Annotated in this window: 23 protein-coding genes and 1 pseudogene; 15 read left to right on the forward strand and 9 right to left on the reverse strand. The window is 44.7% G+C overall.

The features are described 5' to 3' along the window. Positions 1-74: 74 nt before the first annotated feature. The 9 genes from E7X56_RS10000 to E7X56_RS10035 all read left to right on the forward strand — a co-directional run bounded on the left by E7X56_RS10000 (position 75) and on the right by E7X56_RS10035 (position 8,936). Entirely contained in the window at positions 75-920 is an 846-nt protein-coding gene (locus tag E7X56_RS10000; protein ID WP_135606616.1) for a DMT family transporter, read from the forward strand. A gap of 227 nt (positions 921-1,147) precedes the next feature. Next, complete coding sequence (locus E7X56_RS10005; protein WP_135606617.1) at positions 1,148-1,342, forward strand: hypothetical protein; 195 nt, start codon at positions 1,148-1,150, stop codon at positions 1,340-1,342. Positions 1,343-1,396: 54 nt separating this feature from the next. Next, entirely contained in the window at positions 1,397-1,540 is a 144-nt protein-coding gene (locus E7X56_RS11825) for a hypothetical protein (protein ID WP_167879513.1), read from the forward strand. A gap of 1,064 nt (positions 1,541-2,604) precedes the next feature. Next, on the forward strand, positions 2,605-2,886 hold the full coding sequence (gene gatC, locus E7X56_RS10010) for an Asp-tRNA(Asn)/Glu-tRNA(Gln) amidotransferase subunit GatC (RefSeq protein ID WP_091690226.1): 282 nt from the start codon (positions 2,605-2,607) through the stop codon (positions 2,884-2,886). 9 nt (positions 2,887-2,895) lie between these two features. Then, complete coding sequence (gatA, locus tag E7X56_RS10015; protein WP_135606618.1) at positions 2,896-4,317, forward strand: Asp-tRNA(Asn)/Glu-tRNA(Gln) amidotransferase subunit GatA; 1,422 nt, start codon at positions 2,896-2,898, stop codon at positions 4,315-4,317. Beyond that, entirely contained in the window at positions 4,318-5,739 is a 1,422-nt protein-coding gene (gatB, locus tag E7X56_RS10020; RefSeq protein WP_135606619.1) for an Asp-tRNA(Asn)/Glu-tRNA(Gln) amidotransferase subunit GatB, read from the forward strand. A 550-nt stretch (positions 5,740-6,289) separates the two neighbouring features. Beyond that, a complete protein-coding gene (locus E7X56_RS10025; protein ID WP_048195887.1) occupies positions 6,290-6,439 on the forward strand; it encodes a 50S ribosomal protein L40e in 150 nt (49 codons plus the stop codon). Between the two features lie 7 nt (positions 6,440-6,446). Then, on the forward strand, positions 6,447-7,190 hold the full coding sequence (locus E7X56_RS10030) for a geranylgeranylglyceryl/heptaprenylglyceryl phosphate synthase (protein WP_135606620.1): 744 nt from the start codon (positions 6,447-6,449) through the stop codon (positions 7,188-7,190). A gap of 27 nt (positions 7,191-7,217) precedes the next feature. After that, positions 7,218-8,936 (forward strand): ABC transporter ATP-binding protein, encoded by a 1,719-nt coding sequence (locus tag E7X56_RS10035; protein WP_135606621.1) that lies wholly within the window; start codon positions 7,218-7,220, stop codon positions 8,934-8,936. 121 nt (positions 8,937-9,057) lie between these two features. Here E7X56_RS10035 and tes read toward each other — a convergent pair whose 3' ends face one another. Together tes and E7X56_RS10045 are read right to left on the reverse strand one after the other, a co-directional pair. Continuing rightward, the gene (gene tes / locus E7X56_RS10040; RefSeq protein WP_305791896.1) at positions 9,058-10,683 is read right to left on the reverse strand and encodes a tetraether lipid synthase Tes; all 1,626 of its coding nucleotides are present in this window, start codon (positions 10,681-10,683) and stop codon (positions 9,058-9,060) included. Between the two features lie 257 nt (positions 10,684-10,940). Beyond that, positions 10,941-11,732 (reverse strand): TrmB family transcriptional regulator, encoded by a 792-nt coding sequence (locus tag E7X56_RS10045; RefSeq protein ID WP_244603486.1) that lies wholly within the window; start codon positions 11,730-11,732, stop codon positions 10,941-10,943. 429 nt (positions 11,733-12,161) lie between these two features. On the opposite strand from E7X56_RS10045, the pseudogene E7X56_RS10050 reads away from it, so the two are divergent. The 4 genes and pseudogenes from E7X56_RS10050 to E7X56_RS10065 form a co-directional block, all read left to right on the forward strand. Further along, positions 12,162-12,380, forward strand: a pseudogene (locus E7X56_RS10050) (ISNCY family transposase); the annotation flags it as partial. Between the two features lie 233 nt (positions 12,381-12,613). Further along, positions 12,614-12,925, forward strand: coding sequence for a phasin family protein (locus E7X56_RS10055; RefSeq protein WP_135606622.1), 312 nt, complete (start codon positions 12,614-12,616; stop codon positions 12,923-12,925). Positions 12,926-13,025: 100 nt separating this feature from the next. Further along, positions 13,026-14,705: an AarF/ABC1/UbiB kinase family protein gene (locus E7X56_RS10060; protein ID WP_135606623.1), complete on the forward strand. Its 1,680-nt coding sequence runs from the start codon at positions 13,026-13,028 to the stop codon at positions 14,703-14,705. 113 nt (positions 14,706-14,818) lie between these two features. Beyond that, positions 14,819-15,793, forward strand: coding sequence for a DUF128 domain-containing protein (locus E7X56_RS10065; RefSeq protein WP_135606624.1), 975 nt, complete (start codon positions 14,819-14,821; stop codon positions 15,791-15,793). Between the two features lie 10 nt (positions 15,794-15,803). On the opposite strand, the gene E7X56_RS10070 is transcribed toward E7X56_RS10065, so the two are convergent. The 7 genes from E7X56_RS10070 to E7X56_RS12115 form a co-directional block, all read right to left on the reverse strand. After that, a complete protein-coding gene (locus E7X56_RS10070) occupies positions 15,804-16,697 on the reverse strand; it encodes a DUF4435 domain-containing protein (protein WP_135606625.1) in 894 nt (297 codons plus the stop codon). Next, positions 16,630-17,985 carry an AAA family ATPase gene (locus E7X56_RS10075; protein ID WP_135606626.1) on the reverse strand — a complete coding sequence of 452 codons (1,356 nt, stop codon included), beginning with the start codon at positions 17,983-17,985 and terminating at the stop codon, positions 16,630-16,632. The genes E7X56_RS10070 and E7X56_RS10075 overlap by 68 nt, the downstream gene beginning before the upstream one ends. A gap of 309 nt (positions 17,986-18,294) precedes the next feature. Next, entirely contained in the window at positions 18,295-19,422 is a 1,128-nt protein-coding gene (locus E7X56_RS10080) for an isocitrate/isopropylmalate dehydrogenase family protein (RefSeq protein ID WP_135606627.1), read from the reverse strand. Between the two features lie 102 nt (positions 19,423-19,524). Further along, positions 19,525-20,007, reverse strand: a complete 483-nt coding sequence (locus tag E7X56_RS10085; RefSeq protein WP_135606628.1) for a 3-isopropylmalate dehydratase small subunit — start codon at positions 20,005-20,007, stop codon at positions 19,525-19,527. Between the two features lie 132 nt (positions 20,008-20,139). Continuing rightward, entirely contained in the window at positions 20,140-21,081 is a 942-nt protein-coding gene (locus E7X56_RS10090) for an aminopeptidase (protein ID WP_135606629.1), read from the reverse strand. Positions 21,082-21,086: 5 nt separating this feature from the next. Next, entirely contained in the window at positions 21,087-22,085 is a 999-nt protein-coding gene (locus tag E7X56_RS10095) for an ATP-binding protein (protein WP_244603487.1), read from the reverse strand. A gap of 39 nt (positions 22,086-22,124) precedes the next feature. After that, the gene (locus E7X56_RS12115) at positions 22,125-22,370 is read right to left on the reverse strand and encodes an ATP-binding protein (RefSeq protein ID WP_244603488.1); all 246 of its coding nucleotides are present in this window, start codon (positions 22,368-22,370) and stop codon (positions 22,125-22,127) included. A 49-nt stretch (positions 22,371-22,419) separates the two neighbouring features. Between E7X56_RS12115 and E7X56_RS10100 the strand changes: the two genes are divergently transcribed. Both E7X56_RS10100 and E7X56_RS10105 read left to right on the forward strand, forming a co-directional pair. Beyond that, the gene (locus tag E7X56_RS10100) at positions 22,420-23,040 is read left to right on the forward strand and encodes a hypothetical protein (protein ID WP_135606630.1); all 621 of its coding nucleotides are present in this window, start codon (positions 22,420-22,422) and stop codon (positions 23,038-23,040) included. A 169-nt stretch (positions 23,041-23,209) separates the two neighbouring features. Beyond that, a partial coding sequence (locus E7X56_RS10105) for a helix-turn-helix domain-containing protein (RefSeq protein WP_135605780.1) occupies positions 23,210-23,312 on the forward strand: 103 nt, incomplete at its 3' end.

A 23,312-nucleotide genomic window follows, 5' to 3' on the forward strand; every position in this document is an offset into this window, starting at 1 on the left:
TTGTGAGAACCTATTTATAGAAATGAACAAATTTACCCGAAAATGATCCTATTTTTTGTTTCGGAGCAAACCATATGATATCTCCTGAGATCCTTGTCATCTTCTTCAGTCTTGCAGCAGCTGCAACCTGGGGTGCCGCAGATTTTGGTGGCGGATTTGCGACAAAGCGTGCCAGTGTCTATTCTGTTGTCATAATAACACAGGTAGTTGGTCTTGTTCTTTTGCCATTTCTTGCATTGTATTTCTCAGAAGAATTCCCGCCAATGAATGGCATGTTCTGGGGATTTGTTGCAGGTGTTGCCGGAAGTTCTGGTCTTCTGGCGCTCTATCATGCGCTTTCCATGGGCAAGATGGGGGTTGTGGCACCGATCTCTGCTGTGGTGGCCGTTGCTCTGCCTGTGGTTTACGGTGCTTTCAATGAAGGCTTGCCTGCAGGGCACCAGATAGCAGGTTTTGTGATAGCTATTGCCGCCATGTGGTTGATCAGCAGTACCGGTGAAAAAGGTGAGATCAAAAGGAAGGATATCGTTTATCCGTTACTGGCGGGGGTTGGATTCGGCATTTTTTTCATATCGGTCGATCTTTTCAGTGAATCAGCAGTATTCTGGCCTCTTACGTTCGCAAAGCTCTCTGCAGTCGTGGTGATCCTGGGATTTGCCTTGCTGAGAAAGTCAGCAACTGTGCCTTCAAAAAGTGTTCTTCCACTTATAATATTTGCAGGATTGTTCGACACTGGTGGGAACCTTTTCTTTGCACTGGCTTCCCAGGTCGGGAGACTTGACATTGCAACCGTGATCGCATCTCTGTATCCCGGAAGCACTGTGTTGCTTGCATGGATAATCCTGAAAGAACATCTGTCTTCAATGCAGTGGATAGGAGTCGTGCTTGCTTTGGCAGCGATTGCATTGATCTCTTTGTGAACGTTGAAGCTTTCAATGTCTGAACAACGAAAGTTAGCTTCTAAGATTACATAACTTATCCCTATGCAATACTATTTATACTCAAAGTAACAACCTAGTAGCAAGGTCAATGTATGGGGGTTGCAGGTGGGATCCGGCTGGGTTTTCTCAACTAATGATTTCCATTTGCTGGCATGCATCGATCTGACTTAAAGAATATAATGTGTAAATATTTGGGGACTAAGAATATGGCAGATACACCTGGGAATATGGTAGATGCATATAAGTATGAATATCTTTTGAGCAACGTGGTTTTATACAAGCCACAGAAGGCAAATGACCCTGCTGTCGTTTTCTCTTCGATAGTGAATGATGATGGAACTATCAAACGAAGGCGTCTTTATCGGATATATTCCGGACATGGGTATAACCGACCTAACTGATATTTCAGGATAGGAAGCTTAAAAGATAAACTTTGGAATAAATGAGGGATGAAAATGGAAGATACAACTTTGCTCTATGTGCAGCCAAATGCGGAGGATTCCTCTGCAATTGCATTTTCCATCAGCATTAGTGCAGATGGCAGGATCGACAGCAGTAAACTGTTAAAAATAGATATGAACAATCAGGATGACTCCTGAACCTCCATTATTTTTTAAAATTCATCCTGTGAAACCATCCATTCGGGAACTCTCCTGAATGGATATATTTGTTGTTTTTTGTTAGATCTTTAATTTTGTTAGATATTAATTATTGAATAGCGTCAGCTTTGGCAATTTGAGTTAGTATGACGTTGTCATCTCTGAGGATGGACACGGAAAATAGTGAAACTTAGGCCAAACCTGCTCATCAGGCTGACCATTTCAGAAGAAAGAATTCGTTAGGGGGGCTTTTCGGGATCCTCATCAATCTCGACAAAAGACAGTGAGATCGTTCCCCATAGTGAACTTGAGAGCTCCAACCTGAAGTTTGAACTTCGTCTCATTTGTACCACCTTCTTTTATTCCCAATTATAAATTGGTTATAATGGTATTTATATATGACTGGCAATAAAAAAGAAATGCGGACACTCGTAATGTATATTTATCTCCCTATTCAATTAATACAAGTCTGAATTGCATTTCATGGGATCGATTTTTACAGGATATAATGTCCGGGCCATCTTAAAAAAAAGTAGCTGAAAAATAGTGTGTTATCTGGTTATTAATAGGACATTTGCTGAAAATACGATCTTATCATTCAATTCTGTTCAGTTTTCTTCCTCTTCCTGTGATATCTGCCCTGACTCAAAAGTTCTCTCGCTAGTATATGGTCAATTACATCATATCTTGCTATAGTTCACACCTAATTTCCCACAAGTTCAGCTATGAATTGAGTGCCTCATAACCCTATACACTGATCTGGTATTCACCTCGTTCTCCACGCTGCCTGATCATTCCCTTGTTCTGCAATTTCTCCAGGTGGAGGAGAAGATTTCCTCCGCGAAGTTCTGTGAGCTTTGAAAGTTCGGTGAATGATCTTCCTTTTTCGACCTGCTTTTATCGATATTCTTTCGACAGCTGAGAATCCGTGATGAACTGGTCCTTTTACACGTTACTATTATTGTTCACTCGCACAACCCAACATATTAATATTAAGTACTTGATTTCTATCAGTCATATTAGAATACACTATGTTATTATCCCAATTATCTGAGGAACCTATAATGATCACTAAAGACGAGGTAGAACACGTAGGATGGCTTGCCCGCATCGAGATCGATGATGCGGATGCCGAGGACTACGCTGTGAAGTTAAGTTCTGTATTGGATTATTTCGGTCAACTGGATGAGGTGGACACTGAAGGTGTCGAGCCTACATATCATGTGGCAGATGTCATGAACATCTTCAGGGAAGATGTTGTCACACCATCACTTGACCAGAAGGATGTGCTTGCGAACACTGCAGCCGAGAAAGATGGTTACATCAAGGCACCGAGGATCATTTGAGGTGGAAAGATGGTTGAATGGTTGAGCATATCTGATGTGAAGAAGAAGATCTCCGAGAGTTCTGCAGAAGAGGTTACAGCTGCATATCTTGAAACGATCGGAAAGAGCAGGATCAATGGTTACACGTGTACCTATGACGGTGCACTTGAGATGGCAAAGGAAGCCGATAAGGGCGAAGGACTGCTTGCCGGTGTACCTATTGCTATCAAGGATAACATTTCTACAAAGGGGCTTGCAACGACATGCAGCTCAAAGATACTGGAAGGCTATGTGCCACCTTATGATGCACATGTTATCGAGCGGTTGAAAGCAGAAGGTGCTGTCATACTCGGTAAGACCAATATGGACGAGTTCGCAATGGGTACATCTACCGAATCAAGCTGTTATGGTGTTACAATGAACCCATGGGACCTTGAGAGGGTGCCGGGAGGTTCATCCGGTGGCAGTGCTGCTGTTGTCGCAGCAGGCGAGGCTCCAATTTCACTTGGTTCTGACACAGGCGGTTCAGTTCGCTGTCCTGCCGCATTCTGCGGTGTTGTTGGACTCAAGCCAACATACGGTGCTGTCTCACGTTACGGTCTTATTTCCTATGCGAACTCCCTTGAGCAGATCGGTCCAATGGCAACATGTGTCGGGGACATTGCTACTGTCATGGATGTAATAGGCGGATACGATCCGCGTGACAGTACTTCCATTAACATGGAGATCGGCTATCGCGATGCACTTGTTGATGATGTCAAGGGACTGAAGGTCGGAGTGCCGGAAGAGTACTTCGGTGAAGGTGTGGAAGGCGGAGTTGAGAAGGCTGTCTGGGATGCAATCAGCAAGTACGAGGAAATGGGTGCAACATGGGAGAAGGTCTCCATGCCTAACACGAAATACGCTCTTGCAGCTTACTATACCATTGCCATGAGCGAGGCATCATCCAACCTTGCGAGGTTCGATGGTACACGCTACGGTCCAAGGAACGACGGTGAGAACTGGCATGTAATGGCATCAAGGACACGTGCCGAATATTTCGGGAAAGAAGTGCAGCGCAGGGTGCTGCTTGGAACATATGCTCTATCTGCCGGATACCAGGACAAGTATTATCTCAAGGCACTGAAAGTGCGCACCCTTGTCAAGCAGGATTTTGAGAAAGCATTATCCAATGTGGATGTCCTGATGGGCCCGACAATGCCAATGCCTGCATTCAGGATCGGTGAGAAGATCGAGGACCCATTATCCCTGTACCTGACCGATGTGAACACTGTCCCAATGAACCTTGCAGGAGTTCCATGCATATCAGTTCCATGCGGACTTTCCGATGGCATGCCTGTGGGATTACAGATCATAGGAAAGCAGTTCGATGAAGCGACCATTATTCGTTCAGCATATGCATTCGAGCAAAATACCGATCATAATAAAGCACGTCCTGCAGAGGTGATCTAAATGGTATACGATAATCCTGATGGTGTTATGATCGGACTGGAGGTTCACGTCCAGCTGAACAAGCTCAACACCAAGATGTTCTGCGGTTGTTCTACAAAATACCACGATGCAGAACCTAATACTCACGTATGTCCGGTCTGTCTGGGCCTTCCGGGCGCATTGCCTGTGATCAACAGGAAGTCAGTAGAAGCTGCTATGAAGATCGGCCTGGCGCTCAATTGTGAAATTGTGGAGCAAACACAGTTCCACAGGAAGAACTATTACTATCCTGATCTTCCAAAAGGTTTCCAGACCACCCAGTATGATTTCCCTATTGTCAGTGGTGGAAAGGTCGTTATTGAAGGTGAGGATGGGGAGCATGTGGTAAGGATCACACGTGCGCACATGGAAGAGGACCCTGGTCGTCTGATGCACATGGGAACCATTGAGAAGTCCAAAGGAACACTTATTGATTACAACCGTTCTGGAATGTCCCTTGTCGAGATCGTTTCCGAACCTGATATGAGAAGCCCGAAAGAGGCCCGCAGGTTCCTTGACAAGTTGCGAAACATCCTTGAATATCTTGATGTGTTCGATGGCAGCCTTGAAGGTTCCATGAGGGTTGATTCCAATGTGTCTATCATGGGAGGGCAGAGGGTAGAGGTCAAGAACATCTCCTCACACAAAGGGGCAGAACGTGCTATTCTCTTTGAGATCATGCGCCAGAAGAACCTCTTAAGAAGAGGTGGCAAGGTGGTCCTGGAAACCCGTCACTTTGATGAGGCAAGGGGCGTTACCATTTCCATGCGTACAAAAGAAGAGGAGCATGACTATCGCTATTTCCCTGAGCCTGACCTTGTGCCAATGAGAGTGTCCGACTGGGGACCGGCTATTCAGGAATCATTGCCGGAACTGCCCGATACGAAACGTGAGCGTTTTATCTCACAGTACGGGATCACGGGGATGCATGCAAAGGCACTTACCTCTGATATTCGCGTGGCGGACTTCTTTGAGATAGTTGCTTCAAAGACCGATCCGCGTGCAGCAGGAACCTGGGTTGCGGATGTGCTCAGGGGTGAGTTGAATTACAGGGATCTGGCCATCACTTCTTTCACAACCGAGGACATCATTGAGATCATCGGTCTTGTGGTGGGGGAGAAGATCACCGAAAAGAGTGCGGTCGATGTTATCAGGACGATCCTTGATGTCGGTGGAAGTCCCATGGATGTCGTAAAGGAGAAAGGTCTCCTGAAGGTCGAAGGGGATATTGTGACACAGGCAGTCTCCGAGACTATTGCGGAGAACGAGGAAGCTGTTCAGGACTACCTTGGAGGAACTGAGAAATCCCTCAATTTCCTTGTAGGTCAGGTCATGAAGAAGACAAAGGGCCGTGCAGATGCACGTCAGGCCCGTGAGCTGCTTATTGCTGCTCTTAAGGACTAAGATCATCGATCTTGTCCTTTTCCGTTTTTGATTCTCTTTCTTATTTTTCTTTTTGAATTTCTAACTTCTTTTTTGTTATCAGGTTGTATATCAAAATCCACTAATAGTTTTAAAACATATTCTCTATTACCGTGTCATAAATGGTACGGTGTGGCAGTGAGTCAGAAGGTAGAACGCCATTGGGTATAAAAACCCATGACCTTTCAAGGTTTGTATGGCATTTGTAAATCCTTTAGGTCGACCTGAGATGGGGAGGATATCGGGGTAAGGGTCGCCCAATGAGATGTCGTCCAATAAAGTCGACAAATCGATCCCTGATCACTGTCATTAAATTACTATTCTAATATTTGTTCTATCATTATTTCTCATTTATTTTCGGTAAGCTCTGGCTTTATTTTTGCTTCAGTCTGCTTCTCACTTTTTTGTAAACGTGTTTGTCTTTATCCCAAAACAGTTATATGTTTTGAAATGCATGTAGCCAGCCTGTATTGCTGATGACTATCAGTTTCAAATAACATATTATTATACTATTAATCAATCAGGTGAGAACATGGCAAGATTTCCAGAAGCAGAGGAAAGGATCCTTAATAAAAAGATCTGTATGAAATGCAGTGCACGAAATGCTATCAGAGCAACAAGGTGCAGAAAATGCGGTTACAGTAACCTGCGTGTAAAATCCAAGGAAGCTAGGAATAGCTGATCTACATATGAAAGTGGAAGAGTACCTCAACGAGATCGCAGAACGCGAAGGTACAGTTCACTTAACCCTTCTCGATCCGGCATCACAGGCTCCCGAAGTTGCTGCAGATATTGCAAAAGCTGCAGTAGATGGGGGTACAGATGCTATATTGATCGGTGGTTCCACTGGAGCCGGAGGTTTGGCATTAGATCAGACCTTGTTAAAGATAAAGGAGCAGATAGATGTTCCTACTATTCTTTTCCCGGGAAATGCTGGCGGCTTAAGCATTTATGCAGATGCCGTCCTTTTTATGAGCCTCTTGAATTCCCGTGACATCAACTACGTCACAACGAATCAGGCAATGGGGGCACCACTTGTTTACAAGTACGGGATCGAACCTATTTCCATGGCCTACATCATAACTGAGCCCGGAGGTACTGTTGGCTGGGTGGGCGATGCAAAACTTATCCCTCGCAACAAACCGGAGCTTGCAGTGGCCTATTCCCTTGCGGGAAAATACATGGGCATGCATTACACTTACCTTGAAGCCGGTTCAGGTGCAGACCAGCCGGTGACTCCCGCTACAATCGGTGCGGTAAAACACGTTCTCGGAGACAATAAGTTAATTGTCGGCGGTGGTATCCGTGATGGCAGGACTGCAAAGATCTGTGCAGATGCCGGTGCTGACATTATCGTGACAGGTACGATCGTCGAAGAGACCGATGATGTCAGGAATAAGATAGAAGAACTTGTGTCAGCTATCAAAAAGTGATAAATGGATACTGTTGGGGGTTTAGTTATGCTCAGGGTTTCCGATATTGTAAAAGATTACGAGACAGGTTCAGGCAATGTACGTGTTCTGGATGGTGTCAGTTTTGAAGTGGCCGATGGAGAGATCCTCGGCATCACGGGTAAGAGTGGTAGTGGAAAAACCACCATTCTCAAAATATTAAGAGGTGTTGAACCTTTCAATGGCGGTAGTATCGAGCTGGACGGTTCGCTGATCACCAGTGATTCCGGTACTGATGGTTCAAAACTTCTTGGCAGGAACACTGCTATTCATTTTCAGCGTAATTTCGGTCTGTGGAACGGTCCGGCGATCGAGAACATTATACGCAGGCTGAACAGCCATTATATTGGCTATGAGGCTCTTCCTGAGCCGGATGCACCTTATTATGACGAACTTTACGAGAAGTCCATGGCATATCTGCGTCTTGTGGGACTTGAAAAAAAAGCACTTCATTCATCGAACCTGCTGAGCGGTGGTGAAAAACAGCGCTTGATCGTTGCCCGCCAGTTTGCAGCCCAGCCACGTCTTTTACTTCTTGACGAACCTGTTACCATGACAGGTCCTGATACCAAGCAGGAGGTTATGGATGTCATCCTGCAGCTCAAGGACCGGTTGAATATCCCGATCATCGTGGTATCCCATCTTCCGGAAGTCCACACGTACCTTGCAGACCGTGTCATCTATATCGAGAAAGGTAAGGTTGTTGAAGATGGTAAACCCAGGGCAGTTTTGAAGAACTTCCTCAAAGACCTGAAACCAAGGGTGGATCTGACAGAACTAAAGGAAAAGGTCCCCTGTATAAGGGCAAGCAATATCTCAAAGAGGCTGGCTCTGATTCGTGTGGGTGAGGTTCTTAACATCAAAGACCAATCCCTGGAGATCAACAAAGGGGAGATCATAAGTTTCATCGGTTCATCAGGAGCAGGCAAAACCACATTTTTGAAGATAATGGAAGGCCTGACAATTCCGAAAGAGGGTGATGTGACCTTCTGTCATGAAGGTGAATGGGTTGACATGTCCAATTTCACCAAACAGCGTCTGGAACTGTGGAGAAAGATCAGTATAATGCATCAGGAATTCTCTCTTTCCCCCCACTCGACCATACGTCAGCAGATAGGGTTCAGGTTAAGCATGAAGATGCACGGCGCACTTGAACATGCAAGAAAGAAAGCAGAGGAAATGGACATTTCCGAAGAGATGCTGGATATCATTTACAAGCTTCCGGATATGGGCGAGGACGAGAGATCAAAGGTACTTAACCAGATGCGTCTTTCAATGGAAATCTATCCAAAGCTGTTCCCATCTGTGTTGAGCACTGATGTGGATAAATATGCAGTACCCATTTTTGAGGCACTGGACCTTCCATTGGATATTCTTGACAAGACCACCTACCAGATAAGCGGTGGCGAACATGTCAGGGCTTACATAGCACTTGCACTGTCAACATCCCCTGAGATCCTCATGCTGGATGAGCCATTTGGTGACCTTGATCCCGTAACATTAAGGGATGTGACCAATTCCCTGAAGAGGATCAATGCAACTTTTGGCACAACGATCGTGCTTGTGAGCCATCACATGGACTTCGTTAAGGAAGTGGCACACAGGGCTGTTCTTTTCGAGAACGGTTCCATTATCATGGATGGCGATGCAAGGGATGTCTGCCAGAAATTCATCGAGATGAGTAATGCAAGATATCTTGAGCATACCATCGAAGAGCTTGCAGGTTAAGTGAGCTGATATCGGGCAAGGTTCGTGAGAACCGGTCAGCTATTCGAGACCATCAAATTAGCTTTTCACTTTAAAAGCATAACTCTTTTTTCAAGAAGATTGAGATTATTTCAGGCACAGCTCATGCATTACCTTTATATTTTTCTGTGTAAGGTTTTGAGAACTTTTCCTCAACATCCTGGCGATGCATTGTATTATACGAGCAGAACGGAATTATGCGGCCATCAGGTGTGGCATAGTGTATTCCGCATCGCTGCACTCTCTCAATATCGAGGTTATACGGGTCCTGGAAATGCATGGCGCCTAGGAACAGGCTGTTCCTATGAAACGATTTTGTGGATTCAGATGTGCCTTTCTTAAAGAAATCTATCATTAATTTGGTAATATCTATGGATTTGGGAGCATTCTTTTGATCTATGAAACTCGGAATCCTGCTCAGGGTCTTGGTTACCAGGCTGGCTTTTCTTATACGGGATCTTGTGTCATTGATCTGCGGTGTCACTTCATCAAAAAACTCGAACAATCCTTCTACGTCTACAAAACGGGTTATTGGAATCAACTGATTGCCTTCTTTGTAAGCATAGGTAGCTGTTCCGCAGTGAGGATGCATCGTAAATTCAGGAACCGATTTATTGCGCATGGCAGATACGAATCTGGAGATTGGCACAACGCAGGGTATAGGATACCAATCATCCCTGCAGATCTGCCCATCGGTCTGCTCTTCAACAAGTATCATGAGATCCGGGATCGTGATACGTTTGTTCTCTCTTTCAGCCTGGTCTATACGACCCGTAAATGCAACTGGCTGAAAATTGATCCCCTTGACAACATCGAGTCTTTCGGATGCAAACTTTATAATATCTCCGACCTGGTGGTCATTCACACCTTTTGCAAGCGTTGGTACCAGTGTGACACTGTTAAGTCCTGCCTGACGGCAGTTCTTTATTGCATTCTGTTTCATAGGAAAGGCATCGAAGCCACGCATTATCTGGTACGGCTCCTCTCCAATACCATCGAACGAAAGGTATACGGTATGAAGTCCTGCCTCCCTCAATTTTCTGGCAAACTCTATACTTTTTGCAAGCCGTACCCCGTTGGTGGCAATCTGGATCTGCACAAAGCCAAGATCCCGTGCCATTGCGATAATTTCGGGCAGGTTGTTACGCACCGTAGGCTCACCGCCTGAGAATTGGACTGCATAACATGGAACAGGTCGCTCATTCTTAAGCAACAGCAGCATGTTCCGGATCTGTTCGACGGTCGGTTCATAGATGTATCCACTCGTCTTTGCATTTGCAAAACAGACCGGGCAGTTAAGATTGCATCTGTTTGTGACATCGATATTTGCCAGAATGGTACCTGTTTTGTGATTTGGGCACAGTCCACAGCCAAGAAGAGGTCCCATGTCCTGCGTCATCGGGTTTGAGGTACCTATACCTAATTCATGATATTGATCGAACTTTTCATAAAGTTCAGCATCCGACCAGTATATATCCTTGAAAGTACCATGTTCATAGCATGACTTCTCAATGAATACTTTTCCATCTTCTACAAACACTTCAGCATCTATCTCCTTCATACATTCAGGACAGATAGATCGCGTGTGCTTTATGTGTGATACCTTTTGTTCGTTGCAGGAAAGGGTTGGGAAGGATGCTTTCTGTTCTTTCTGGAAGGTGCAAATATCATTCACTTCTGCCATTCCTTTCGGTTTGGAATGCTCATTGATTAATGTCTCGCCAGCCATTTTTATTCCTTCTTTTGGTCTCTTGTTTTTATTTATAAAGATCGATTTTTGTATAATTGGGACTACTACAAATAATATGCAATAACTGAATAATTTGCACAGGTACTATGGTCCTGCTCGATGAGTATATTTTTAGTTCACACTTTACTTTGCTAATGAACTTACGTATGATCAGTAGGGCGATGGGAAGTGTGAAGATACTTTAAATCAATTTATGGTGCTGGGCAAACAATTGTGTTTTTAGAATGATAAGTCATTCATACATCAACTGGTCTGGAACTATTCCATTCCACCTCCATGAAATGCATGAAGATATGGACCTCTTCTTTTCCGTTGTACTGTGTAGCAGTAAGATTCAATGGAATTCTTTCATCTTTTATGGTAATTATAAGCAGTTCCTTGTTATCAATCGCAAGTATTCCACCTTTCAAAGGCTGGATACTATTTTCTGTCTCCGTGACCCTGATCTCAGCTCCGGGAAAATCTTTTGCAATATCACACATGTCATTTTCATTTTGTCCGGTTATCTTTACTTTTACTCCCACATTGATTTTCTCCCGAACAGTTTGTTTTATGCTGTCCATTATCGGATATATTTCAATTAGTCTGTTCAGTGAGGGGTATGATGAGGCAAATATGATTTCTTTACTGGCCGACTTTAGCATCTCGGCGATCTTATCATTTACCTTCTTCACGCCGCTGATATTCCATGCGGCATCTTCTTCCACATTTCCACCTTTTGTAGAGTATATACTCTCAAGGTGTTTCAGGGAAAATTGGACCGCTTTTTCATAATTCACTTTTAGCTTGTCAATGACCTTGTCTGGGGCTATTATTTTGTAACGCTTTGGTTTGGTGGTCTGGACCTCGATTAGTCCTCTGTCCTCTAGTTTAGTGATCACACCATATACCGCAGAGCGCGGGATGCCTGAGAATGCGTGGATGTCTGCTGCAGTCCCGCTCCCATACTGTGTAAGTGCAATAAGCAGCTTCGCTTCATAGGAAGTCAGGCCAAGCTGTTGAAGTGACTCTATCAGTGTTTTTATCATAATACTCCCCCATTATCGATTTACCATTTACTTTCTTTTTTTGAGATAGCATATGCAAGTGTGCCAATAACAATCCCTCTAAAATAATCAAACTGTAGTGGAAGCATTGTACTTCTCATTTATTTTCCATGAATGTTCCTATTTCCCCATAAATCATATAGTAGATATGATTCTTGTTAGTATTCACATACTTACAACATATATAGTTTGTGAATAACAACAAAAATAGATTCTGCCAGTAACAGGACTTCGTTTACGACTCCTTAGTGTCCTGATAGCAACACGTCTAGCATGCTCGAAAACAACAGAAACAAAGGAGAAGCAGTTAGAGCGAAAGGGTGAGGTCTTATTCTTTGATCACTGCTTCCTCTCTAATATCGATTTATTAAATGGGATGGGGGCCACTTGTAAGATTTCAAATGGGGGACACTACCAGATGATGGATTCGATGAAGATTATTCACACAGGAGTGAATGTGAACGAGTACACAAGAACATGAAACGGACAGTTAAATTTGATATCAGATGAATGAAAAATAGCAGTAAGAAACTCTATTCGATTATGAATTTTATAGCGTATCAGTTACTTGCAACCACAAATTTGCAAAATGGAGTTAAAGAAACTAACTCATTTGCAAATTATGTGTGAGGAAAATGTCATCAAATTAGAATGGGAGGATTTATGAGCTAATTTGATAATCTCTATTCTTTTTATAGTTACGAACCGTTGATTTAAAACGAATAGCCTCACTATTGAACCATCGATTGAGCATGGTTTTTAGATCTTATCAGTTAAAATGCATTGGTAGTTAACTATAATACTATTTTCACAAACTATATATCCTAAAAAAGTTAACTTCTATTACGGGAGGTTAAATTTTGATGATAGATACTATGAAGAAGTTAGGACTATTTGGTCTGGGCCTGTACGCGATTACCGAAGAGAAGATCGATGAGATGGTAAAAGAACTTGTTGAGAATGGTGAATTCAACAAGGAGGAAGGTAAAAAGTTCGTCGAGGACCTGATCGAAAAGCGAAGACAACAGCAGGAAGACCTTGAAGATAAGATATCTTCAAAGGTTCAGGAAGTCTTTGGAAAGGCCGACCTTGCTACTAAGGAAGAGATGGAATCCCTTCACAAAAAGATCGAAGATCTGGAAGAGCTGTTAAAGGAAAAGAAAAAAGAAGAATGATCTTTTGATCATTCCTTCCATTTATTTTTGGAAGATCTTAGCGGTTTTTTATTAGTTGCATAGGTTGCCATATAGCATTTAATGGCAGGTAGAATGTCGGATGGCTTCCAGGGCAGTACGCAGGTATTCCATGGTGAAACGCTATGGGATAATCATTGATACGCTCATCAAGTATGGGTTCGGGTACTTTGTGGATCAGATGGGCATCAGGTCCCTTGGTTCCCTCAGGTCCAGGTTCAAGGGTCGTTTCGGTAAAGGCGACGAGGCTAGAACAGGTCCTGCAAGGGTACGTATGGTACTTGAAGAGCTCGGTCCCACCTACGTTAAGTTCGGCCAGCTCATGAGCATGCGTCAGGACCTTATCCCAAAAGAATATGCGGAAGAGTTTTCCAAACTTCAAGACGATGTACCGCCGTTCGATTACTCGGAAGTTGAAAGGATCATTGAAGAAGAGTTAGGTGATAAGGTCGAGAACCTGTTCCTTTCTTTTGATAAAAAACCGGTTGCTGCGGCATCCCTCGGGCAGGTGCACCGTGCAAAGCTTCACGGTGGCACGGACGTTGCTGTGAAGGTCCAGAGACCCGGTATCCGGAAGGTTATCGATTCAGATCTCGACATACTTTATAGTATAGCCGGTTTTGCGGAAGAGCATGTAGAGGAAGCAAAGCTCTACAATCCCGTGGAGATAGTGGACGAGCTTCAAAGGTCCATATATGCGGAGATGGATTATACCCAGGAAGCTCGTAATATTGAGCGTTTCCAGAACAATTTCAAGGACGATCTGAATATCATTATTCCGGGCGTTTATTGGGAGTACAGCAGTCGGAGAGTGCTGACCCTTGACTATATCGATGGGATAAAAAGTGATAATTTCAAAAAGATCGATGAGCTTGGACTGGACAGGGACAAAATTGCAGAATATGGGACAGAGGCATTTATGAAGCAGATCTTCGAGGACGGCTTCTTCCATGCTGACATGCATTCCGGAAATGTCCTTATCATGGAGGATGGCCGGATCGCTCTCCTTGATTTTGGGATGGTCGGGCATATATCCAAAGAGATACGGAACCTGTTGATCGATGCCCTGATCGCGATTACGAGAGGCGATGTGAACCAGTTCCTTGAGGTACTGAAGGACTTCGGAATGGTCCCCACGGACCTTGATGTGCATGCTTTTAAGATCGATTACGAACACGTTCTGAACAAATATTACAGCAGGTCATTAAAGCAGCTTGATACTCCGCTCATGATAGCAGAAATGATGGCCATGCTGAGAAAGTTCAAGATAAGGATCCCGCCAAACATTGCATTGCTCTTTAAGGGTGTGATGACGGTAAGTGGTTTTGGTCTCCAGATGGTTCCGGACTTCAATGTGACCGTCATTGCTGAACCTTATGCCAGGAACATCATGCGCACTCGTTTCAGGCCTCGTAATATTGCGGACACCCTTTATACTGACATGTGGTATACAGCACGGATGCTGCATAAGGCCCCGTTGCAGATCTCACACATACTGTCAATAGCAGAGAAAGGCTACCTGAACATAAAGTTCGAACATCATGGAATGGACCGTATCGTTGCTGAGCTAAATGCATCAAGCAACCGGTTAGCATTCAGCTTAATCATTTCTTCTATCATTTTAGGCTCTTCTCTTATCATCCAGACAGGAATGCAGCCTCATGTGGGTGGTGTTCCTCTTTTTGGGGTGGCGGGGTTCGTTATGGCCGCATTCATGGGATTATGGCTTATGGTTTATATACTAAAAACAGGAAAGATATAACCGGCAATAGCAAATTATAAATTAATATCCGGTGTACATACGTTGCTTATTTTGAATAGGCAGTATTATCCAAATTAAACCATTAGTTTTTTGATCATATCAGGTGCTGACAGATGACCGATCCCCAGATAGAACGTAAGCTCATTGAAATAATGCGTGTTATCAGCGAGAGCGATAAGCCCATAGGTGCAAGGAATATTGCAGATGAGTTGCAGAATCGCGGTTACAATCTGGGAGAACGTGCTGTTCGTTATCATCTCAGGATCCTTGATGAAAGGGGATTTACCGAAAAACACGGCTACAACGGACGTACCATCACTACTTCCGGCAGGAAGGAACTGGACGATGCCCTGATCGGGGACAGGCTTGATTTTGTTATTACGAGGATCGAGGAACTTATCTATAAGACCGACTATGATTCGTTCTCAAAGAAAGGCAACGTCATTGTGAACCTTTCCACTGTGGACAAGGATGATTTTGATAATGCCATAGATGTTATGAAATACGCATCATCAGGCGACATCAGCATAAGCCCTAACATAAAGATATTCGAAGAGGACTCGGATCCGCGGGTATATGTGCCGCCAGGCTGTGTTAACATAGCAACTGTTTGCAGTATTACATTCGATGGTCTTCTTCTCAAAAGCGGTATTCCTATCAAACCTGCTTATGGCGGCATCATAGAGATGGAACACAATGATCCGGTACAGTTCCTTGATATGATATCATATTCGGGAACCTCGATAGACCCTGTCAAGATATTCATGATGCGCCATGAGACATCGGTCCTGGACGTACTGGACACAGGCAATGGCCGTATCCTTGCCAACATGCGAAACATACCCTCTTCTGCGATCGATAAGACGAAAGAAGTGCTTAAATACCTGGAAGATTCAGGTATTGGCGGGGTACTGAGCATAGGAGATTCTTCTGATGCTATGGTGGGGGCTCCTGTGGAAGAAGGAATGGCCGGCATACTGGTGGCCGTGGGTGTGAATCTGGTAGCTGCAGTTGAGGAAGCCGGTATTCCGGTTGCAACATCCCCTGTTTCGATGGTGCTTGATTATAGTGAAATGTCGAAACTTTGATCTCTACATTTCACTGGAGGACTACAAAAGACGGGTTTCGGTCTTCCCATTCCTGTATCGATATATAAAGGTCGGTTTCCCTGAACATTGTGATGTCATAGGCAAGCCTCATACTTCTGTCAATGATCCCTTCGGTCACATATCGGGAATCGGAATTTCCGAAAACCTCACGCAGGCCAAATGCCAGTATTTCTACGATGTCGTGACCTGAGCATGTCTGCCAGGGATCATGCTCTTCTTTCAGGAGAGTGATCATCTTTCTCTTAATGGTCTTTTCATTCAGGGAATGTTCGTTCGAGTTTTCCTTGACTTCCCTTATCAGATGTTTGATATTGACCGATAATGGAAACTTTTGCATGAAATTATCAAAGTGAATGTCCTTGAACCTGAGTGAGAGTTTGTCTTTCGAGGATGAGGAAAGCCATCTGAAAAGTCCTATGGGCATGGCTGCCTCAAGAAGTAATTCACGTACCGTTCTTCTCATTTTTTGCAGTTTGAAAGGTGTCGCGAACTCCTCCAGAAGCCTGTCGAGAGCTTCTGATGCTATAAGCATTGTTTCAAGATCGTGTGTATCGGTGACAAGCACATTCCTGTCTTTGAGATCGATGCCATCAAGGCGCCAGAAGTCAGCATCAACTATTGTCAGAATGCCTTTAAAATCAGAGCGATCGAGTATTTTGACAACCTTGATAGCGTTCTCCTTCCCATTGGCAGGAATAAGTCTGCATTTCCTGTCATCTACAAAACGCTTGTAAAGCCTCATGTCGGTGCTGCCTTCGATTATCATGATGCTCCCGTGATACTGGGTACGCATCATCCTGGCGCTGTTGGCTATGTCATCGGCTGTCAGGTATTTCTTCATCGTCACGTCCTCGAAGTTCGACGGTGAGGTCCCAGCGGTCATGTATGATCTGTGGCGAATGCGTAGCAATGAGTATGTCGAAGCCTGCCAGCTGTGTGATGGCTTGCAGGTCCCTGAGGAATTGCTGCTGCCAGAGAACATGCAGTGAGATCTCAGGTTCATCAATGAGTATCAGGGATTCAGGATCAACATGGAACAACAGCTCATAGAACAATACAAGTTCCTGTTGTTCTCCGGAAGACAGTTTGGTGGGGGAGAGCCGCATATCCCCTGATGTCGTGAATATGAAACCGTCTTTTTTGTTTACGGATAATTTCTTGTATAAAAATCTGCAATTTATGATCTTGATAAGGAGGTCGATCCTCTCAGTAAGCTCATCAAAGACGCTGAGCTTTTGTTCAACATCCTTGATGTATAGCTGCAGGAAGTTCTTGTTCTTCTCATCTATCTCTTTGAGCTCATCAACGTCAATTCCTTCTTCAGTATCAATGAATCCTGCATCAATGAAACATTTGCGTTTTTGCTCAAGGTCTTTTAATTCCCTTTTTAGGTCCTCTATAGAGGTCTCAGGATGTTCTCCGTTCTTTAGCATCCGGCCGGGGAAGGTACGGTCAAGGGATTGTGAAAGGGTTGCATACTCTGCAAGTTTATGCTGCATCAGGTTTGCCAGCTCTTCGGAATAACTGACAACCGAAGGGGTTACAGATGTTTTCCTCTCTGTCTCTACCGGCTGTGAGTATGAGATGCTCAAAAGTCGCTGCGTCTTAATGAAGCAGATATTGATCGAATCCAGTGTATTCCTGAGCCATGCAGGTTCGTCTTTCCTTTTCTGTGGCAAACGGTCGCTGAACAGGCTCATAACCTCTTCAGATGTTAGCTTCTCCTGTGTCGGGAAATGAACCCATGTGTTGTCATCGATCCTTTCAAGCTCAGGTGTCATGTGCTCTACTTTGAAAGATGAGAACACTTCTTCTATGTCAATGGGCTTGACAGTGTAGCGCTGTTTCTTCTTGCCCGGTCTTAACAATTCAAATCCCAGTTCCCGATAGGTGTTGTCATCCGGGTTATGGGGTAAGTTTCCCTCCAGATGCAGTTTTTTCTTCACAACAAGCTTGCTCCTGTCACTAAATTCAACTGTCAGTTTACTGAAAGGGATGCGATAAAGCTCATAGTAGTTAGAACGGAAAAGGGAATTGAGCATCCGAAGCAGCATGGTCTTACCTATGCCATTGGGTCCATGAAGAATAGTGATGTGTTCATCTGTGTTCAGCGGGATATCATGGTCGAACGTCCCAAAAAGGTTCTTTACTGCAAATCTCTTTATCTTCATGATCTCTCCCCGCAATTGTCCCTTTTGTCAATTTGTATCAATGGCGCACGAATTGCGTCCATTATAATATATCTTGTTCCTGCTCATATATAGTTTCCTTTCTGGGGCTATGGGATTTTCAGATCCGGATGGGGATAGATGCTCTATTGATTGTATAGTGGTTGCACATTGATTGTATTGATGGTGTACTAATTGGTAGGTGAGATGAAACTTGCAGCTAACCGGATACAATCAATAATATGAAATCTCAAAAATCAAAGTTCCTCCACGTCAAATCCTGACGTGAAGGCAAAAATAAAAATGTTAAATTTACTGCTCGAGCAGGATCCTTGCGATGTCGTCACCAACATCGGATGTGCCGTTGCTGCCACCCATGTCGTAGGTCTGGACCTTTGCTTCGAGGATGTTCTTCTCGATAGCGGAGACGATGGAGTCTGCAGCTTCCTTCTCACCGAGCTGTTCGATGAGCATTGCGCCTGCCCAGATGGTTGCGATAGGGTTGACCTTGTTCTGGCCCTTGTACTTTGGTGCTGAACCGTGGATTGGCTCGAACATGCTTGTACCGTTCGGGTTGATGTTTCCACCAGGTGCGAGTCCGAGACCGCCCTGTACCATTGCGCCAAGGTCAGTGATGATGTCACCGAACATGTTAGGGGTGACGACCACATCGAACCACTCAGGGTTCTTGACGAACCACATGGTGATAGCGTCAACGAAGTTGAAGTCGGTCTTAACATCAGGGTGGTTTGCAGCAATTGTGTTGAACTCCTCTCTCCAGAATCCGTAGATGTCTGAAAGGACGTTTGCCTTGTCAACTGATGAAACGTGCTTGTTCCTTGTCTCAGCAAGGTCGAAGGAATAGTTCATGACCCTCTGTGTACCTTCCTTTGAGATCATGCCGATCTGGTATGCGATCTCCTCGCTGTCGGTCTCGATGTCAAGTCCGAACTTTGCATTGTAGAGTGTCCTGTTGACCTCAAGCAGGTCCTTGCTCATGCCGGTCTTTGCACGTCCACCGATGCCGATGTAGAAGTCCTCGGTGTTTTCCCTGACAACAACGAAATCAACGTCTTTAGGGGTCTTGTCCTTAATTGGACACCATACGCCTTCAAGAAGTTTGATAGGGCGCAGGTTGATGTACTGGTCGAAGTAGAACCTTGCGGCAAGCAGGATACCTTTCTCAAGTACACCAGGTTCGATCCTGTCATCTCCGATAGAACCGAGATAGATCGCCTCGTAATTTGAAAGCTCTTTGAGTGAATCCTCGGATATCAGTTCACCTGTCTCAAGATAGTGGTCTGCACCGTGTGGGTATTCTATCCAGTCAACATCGAATCCGAACTTTTCTCCAGCTGCATCGATGACCTTCTTACCCTCAGCTATGATCTCAGGGCCGATACCGTCACCAGGCAGGACTGGTACTTTATATTGTGCCATAAATTTCCTCCAATTGGTTATTCAAGGTTAAATTGTCATATTTTATTCAGGTAGCGTGAACGTTGATAGGTACCAACGTAAGAACAAAAAGGAAAAGCAAGATCAATCAATGATCTTCCTTGTGTATTCCTTTAATCCGCCGGCATCTACAATACCGCGGACAAAATCAGGTAAAGGTGTAGCCTGGTACTTCTCACCTTTTGTAAGGTTCTCGATAGTACCGGATTCAAAGTCTACGGAGATCTCATCTCCATCATCTATCTTGTCGGTGTCAGGGCACTCAAGGAGTGCAACACCAATGTTAATTGCGTTCCTGAAGAAGATCCTTGCAAATGACTTTGCGATAACGCATCCGACCTTTGTTCCTTTAAGGGCGATAGGTGCATGTTCTCTTGATGAGCCACATCCGAAGTTGTTGCCTGCAACAACAATGTCGTTTTCCTTAACGTTCTCAGCAAAATCCGGGCGCACTCCGATAAAAGCATACGGGGCAAGTTCCTCGGGAGTGTTCATTACGAGGTATCTTCCAGGGATGACGGCATCAGTGTCTACGTCATCTCCGAACTTCCATACTCTTCCTTTCATTATAATCACCGGTGATATTTTCAAGTAAGTGTGAAATCTATGCTCTGATTATATCTTTCAGTTATTTAAGTACTTTCTACCGGCATAATATTTCCGTGTCAACATATAACTTTGGCACAATATCAGAAGATCTCAGGCAAAACGCTCGACCTTCAGGTCAATGCCGTCAACAAGGACCTTTGGGTTTGTGATAATGCCATCCAGATGGAGGTCAACGGTAACATCCCCGCCAAAAGTGGAATTGTCTCCCAGTGCAATATGGATCGTGCCGCCGACCTTCTCATCCTCAAGAATGACCCCGATAAGCATTGCAGCCGGATTGATGCCGATCCCCAGCTCTGCGATGTTACGTCCGTCCGGTCCGACATCGTTCACCATCCTTTCAAGCTTTTCAGCACCCTCTCCTTCAAAGCTCACAGCCTTCCTGTCCTTGATCTCGATGACCAGTGGCTCTTCAAGCAATCCGATACCTCCCATGGACCCGTCGATCACAGCTTTTCCGTTCACATTCTTCGGAGCTATGTACATCTCTCCTGCCGGAAGGTTGGTGGTCGTACCTTTCTCGTGGCACATGCCGGTGTCCGCCATCCACTTCCCACCCTCTACATCAATGATAAGGTCAGTTCCCAGTTCAGTGGTGATGTGAACTTCCTTTGATCCCTTGAGAGTTTCAAGCAATTCCTCTGCTAAGCTGTTGATCTTCTCATAATCAGCGTTCAAGCCTCCTTCCTTCATCATGCCGATGGTAATTCCCGGCATTGTGGCGGTTCTTGTACCGTTCTCGGACGCATGTTTGCGTGCCTGGGTATGTGTAAGTGACTTTGATGCAGGAGCAAGCAGGACATCAGAGCTCTTCATAGCCTCTTCAACAAGCATAGGCGGTTCTGAACCGTGTTGCTCTCTCGGTTCCATTGTCAGCATCAGAGTCTCGCATCCCGCTTCGACCGCAGAGGCATACAGCGCCTTTGTGATCTTCTCGTCAGTGCATGTATCACTAACGATAAGCACAGTTTCTCCTTTCTTCGCACCCATGCAGGTGTTGATCACCATGTCCGCACTTCTCTTAATATCCATTATTCTCATCTCCTTTCATTCAATGCACTTGGCTCGTTCCCGCCATGCCAGCTGTATCTTGGCCTGATCTTCACAAGGTGTGTGCTCTCTGACGTGTCATCCACAACGAATGCTATCCCTCTCTCCAGTCCCATCTTCCTGATGGCATCCCCGATGTTCTCCTTCATGTATGTCGGACGGATGGCTTCCAGTGCCTCAATATCATCTCTTGCAGTGAGCCTGTGGCATATCACAATGTCGGACTGGGATATGATGTCCGGATGCAGTGCCGCAGGTCGCTGGGTCGCAAAGATTATTGATAATCCCGGTTGCCTTCCCTGTCGCACCCACTCGTTGATAAGGACGTCTGATGCTAAAGTCTCTCCTTTTGAAGGCACGAACAGGTGGGCTTCATCGATGAACATCCAGACCATGGGCATCTTCTGCTCGATCTCCTCATCGCCCATGATCATTCTCTCATAAGAACGCCTTTCCTGCAAACGTCTGGTATAGATATCTCTTGCAATGATCCCCACTACCGCAGAGCGTACGATCTTGTTTTCGATAGCGCTCACATCAAGTACTGATGTGCATCCGCTTTTGATAAGTTCGGAAATTCCGCAGGCATCCTTTTCAAAAACTCCCCATGAGGCAGCGGTCCTCAAATAGTTCTCAGCTGCCATTTTCGTAACATCATCCGTCCTGTCGTCCGCGTTGATCCTGTTAATGATATTTCCGAAGGAAAAGTTCCCTTCATTTTCCCGCATCTCCTCTATTATCCTGACCAGAAGCACCCCCAGCGGAGATGTCACTTCGATGTTGAAAAGTTCGCACCAGTCATAACCATGTAAATGTGCCACAGGAATTGAGAACGGCTTCACTTCGATATGCCTTTCCTTATACTCATCTACATGACCTGCAGGCACAAAGACCTCCGCAGCGAATCCTGCCGGCTCCATATTCCATTCCTGCAGCAGCTCTGCCTGGGGATCATTCCCTCTTCCAAGTGTCCAGAATATTCCCATTGTGTCGATAACAAGGGATGCGACATTCTGTTTGATCTCCTAGGGCAAAAGTGCGATCTCCTCGATGAGGGTGCCCATGGTATAGGATTTTCCATAGCCCCTTTTCCCGCATATCAGGATCGCGTGTGGTTTTAATGCATCAATGGCGACATGTGATCCTGAAGACCTGTCAAGGGCGAGGTATCTGCCAATATGAAGCACTCCCTCTTCGTTCTCGTCCCTTCTGCCGAGTATATAGCGCTTTTTGACCACGCCGGCTTGAACATCATCCTTTAGTTTTATCATTTAGTTCTAATCAATAACTATGCATATATGATTTTTCACCGGTGAACAAATGGTGCTGAAAAACTTTGCATGTACGGTCCCGCGCTCCCTTTCCTATCTGCCATTAAGAAAAGTGGTACACCTATTTGGAGCTCTTTTTCCGGTGATAGCGGTCTATTCCGGAAAGGAGACCGCAGTAGGACTTGTCATATTCCTCACTTTTCTCTTTCTGGGGATGGAGCTGATAAAACCAAAAATAAGATCGTATTCACTTTTCAAGGTCCTCTGGAGAAAGAACGAGTACGAAAAATTTGCTTCAGCACCTTTGCTTTATTTGGTGTCGATACTGGCACTTCTGTTGTTATCCTACAGGCTGGATGAGGGCATATGTTATGCTTCCATCGTTGTCCTTGCAGTTGGGGATGGGCTTGCTACGATCATAGGTATTCACGGGAAGATGTGCTATGGGGATTCATCGAAGACAATTGAAGGAACCGCTGCTGGCATCCTTGGGGCAATCATTTGTGGCTTTCCATTTGCAGGTCCCCTGTCTATTGCAGGCGGGATCGCAGGCATGTATGTGGAAGCAAGGTCAGAAAGATCAGACAACCTGACGGTTCCATTTGCAGCTCTTCTGGGTATGCTTGTTATGCAATTTCTGGTCAATATTTATGTATCGATAACTGCCTGAATATATTGCTGGAATTTACTTATTTATAGTGTATATTTATCTTATAAGACGAGAAGACTCCTTGCGTAAGCTGGGAGATGAAAGTCGTACTATCTACAATGTAACAGAAATATACTCCCATCCACATTAACTTGAATTATATATAGTGTTAAATGGTATTATATATACGATGTTAAAAGCCTACAAGTATAGACTGTATCCAAAAAAAGAACAAGAAGTAATGTTCTTAAAACATATTGGGGCGTGTAGGTTTACATATAACTGGGCTTTGG

Source organism: Methanococcoides sp. NM1, assembly GCF_900774285.1.
Classification (GTDB): domain Archaea; phylum Halobacteriota; class Methanosarcinia; order Methanosarcinales; family Methanosarcinaceae; genus Methanococcoides; species Methanococcoides vulcani.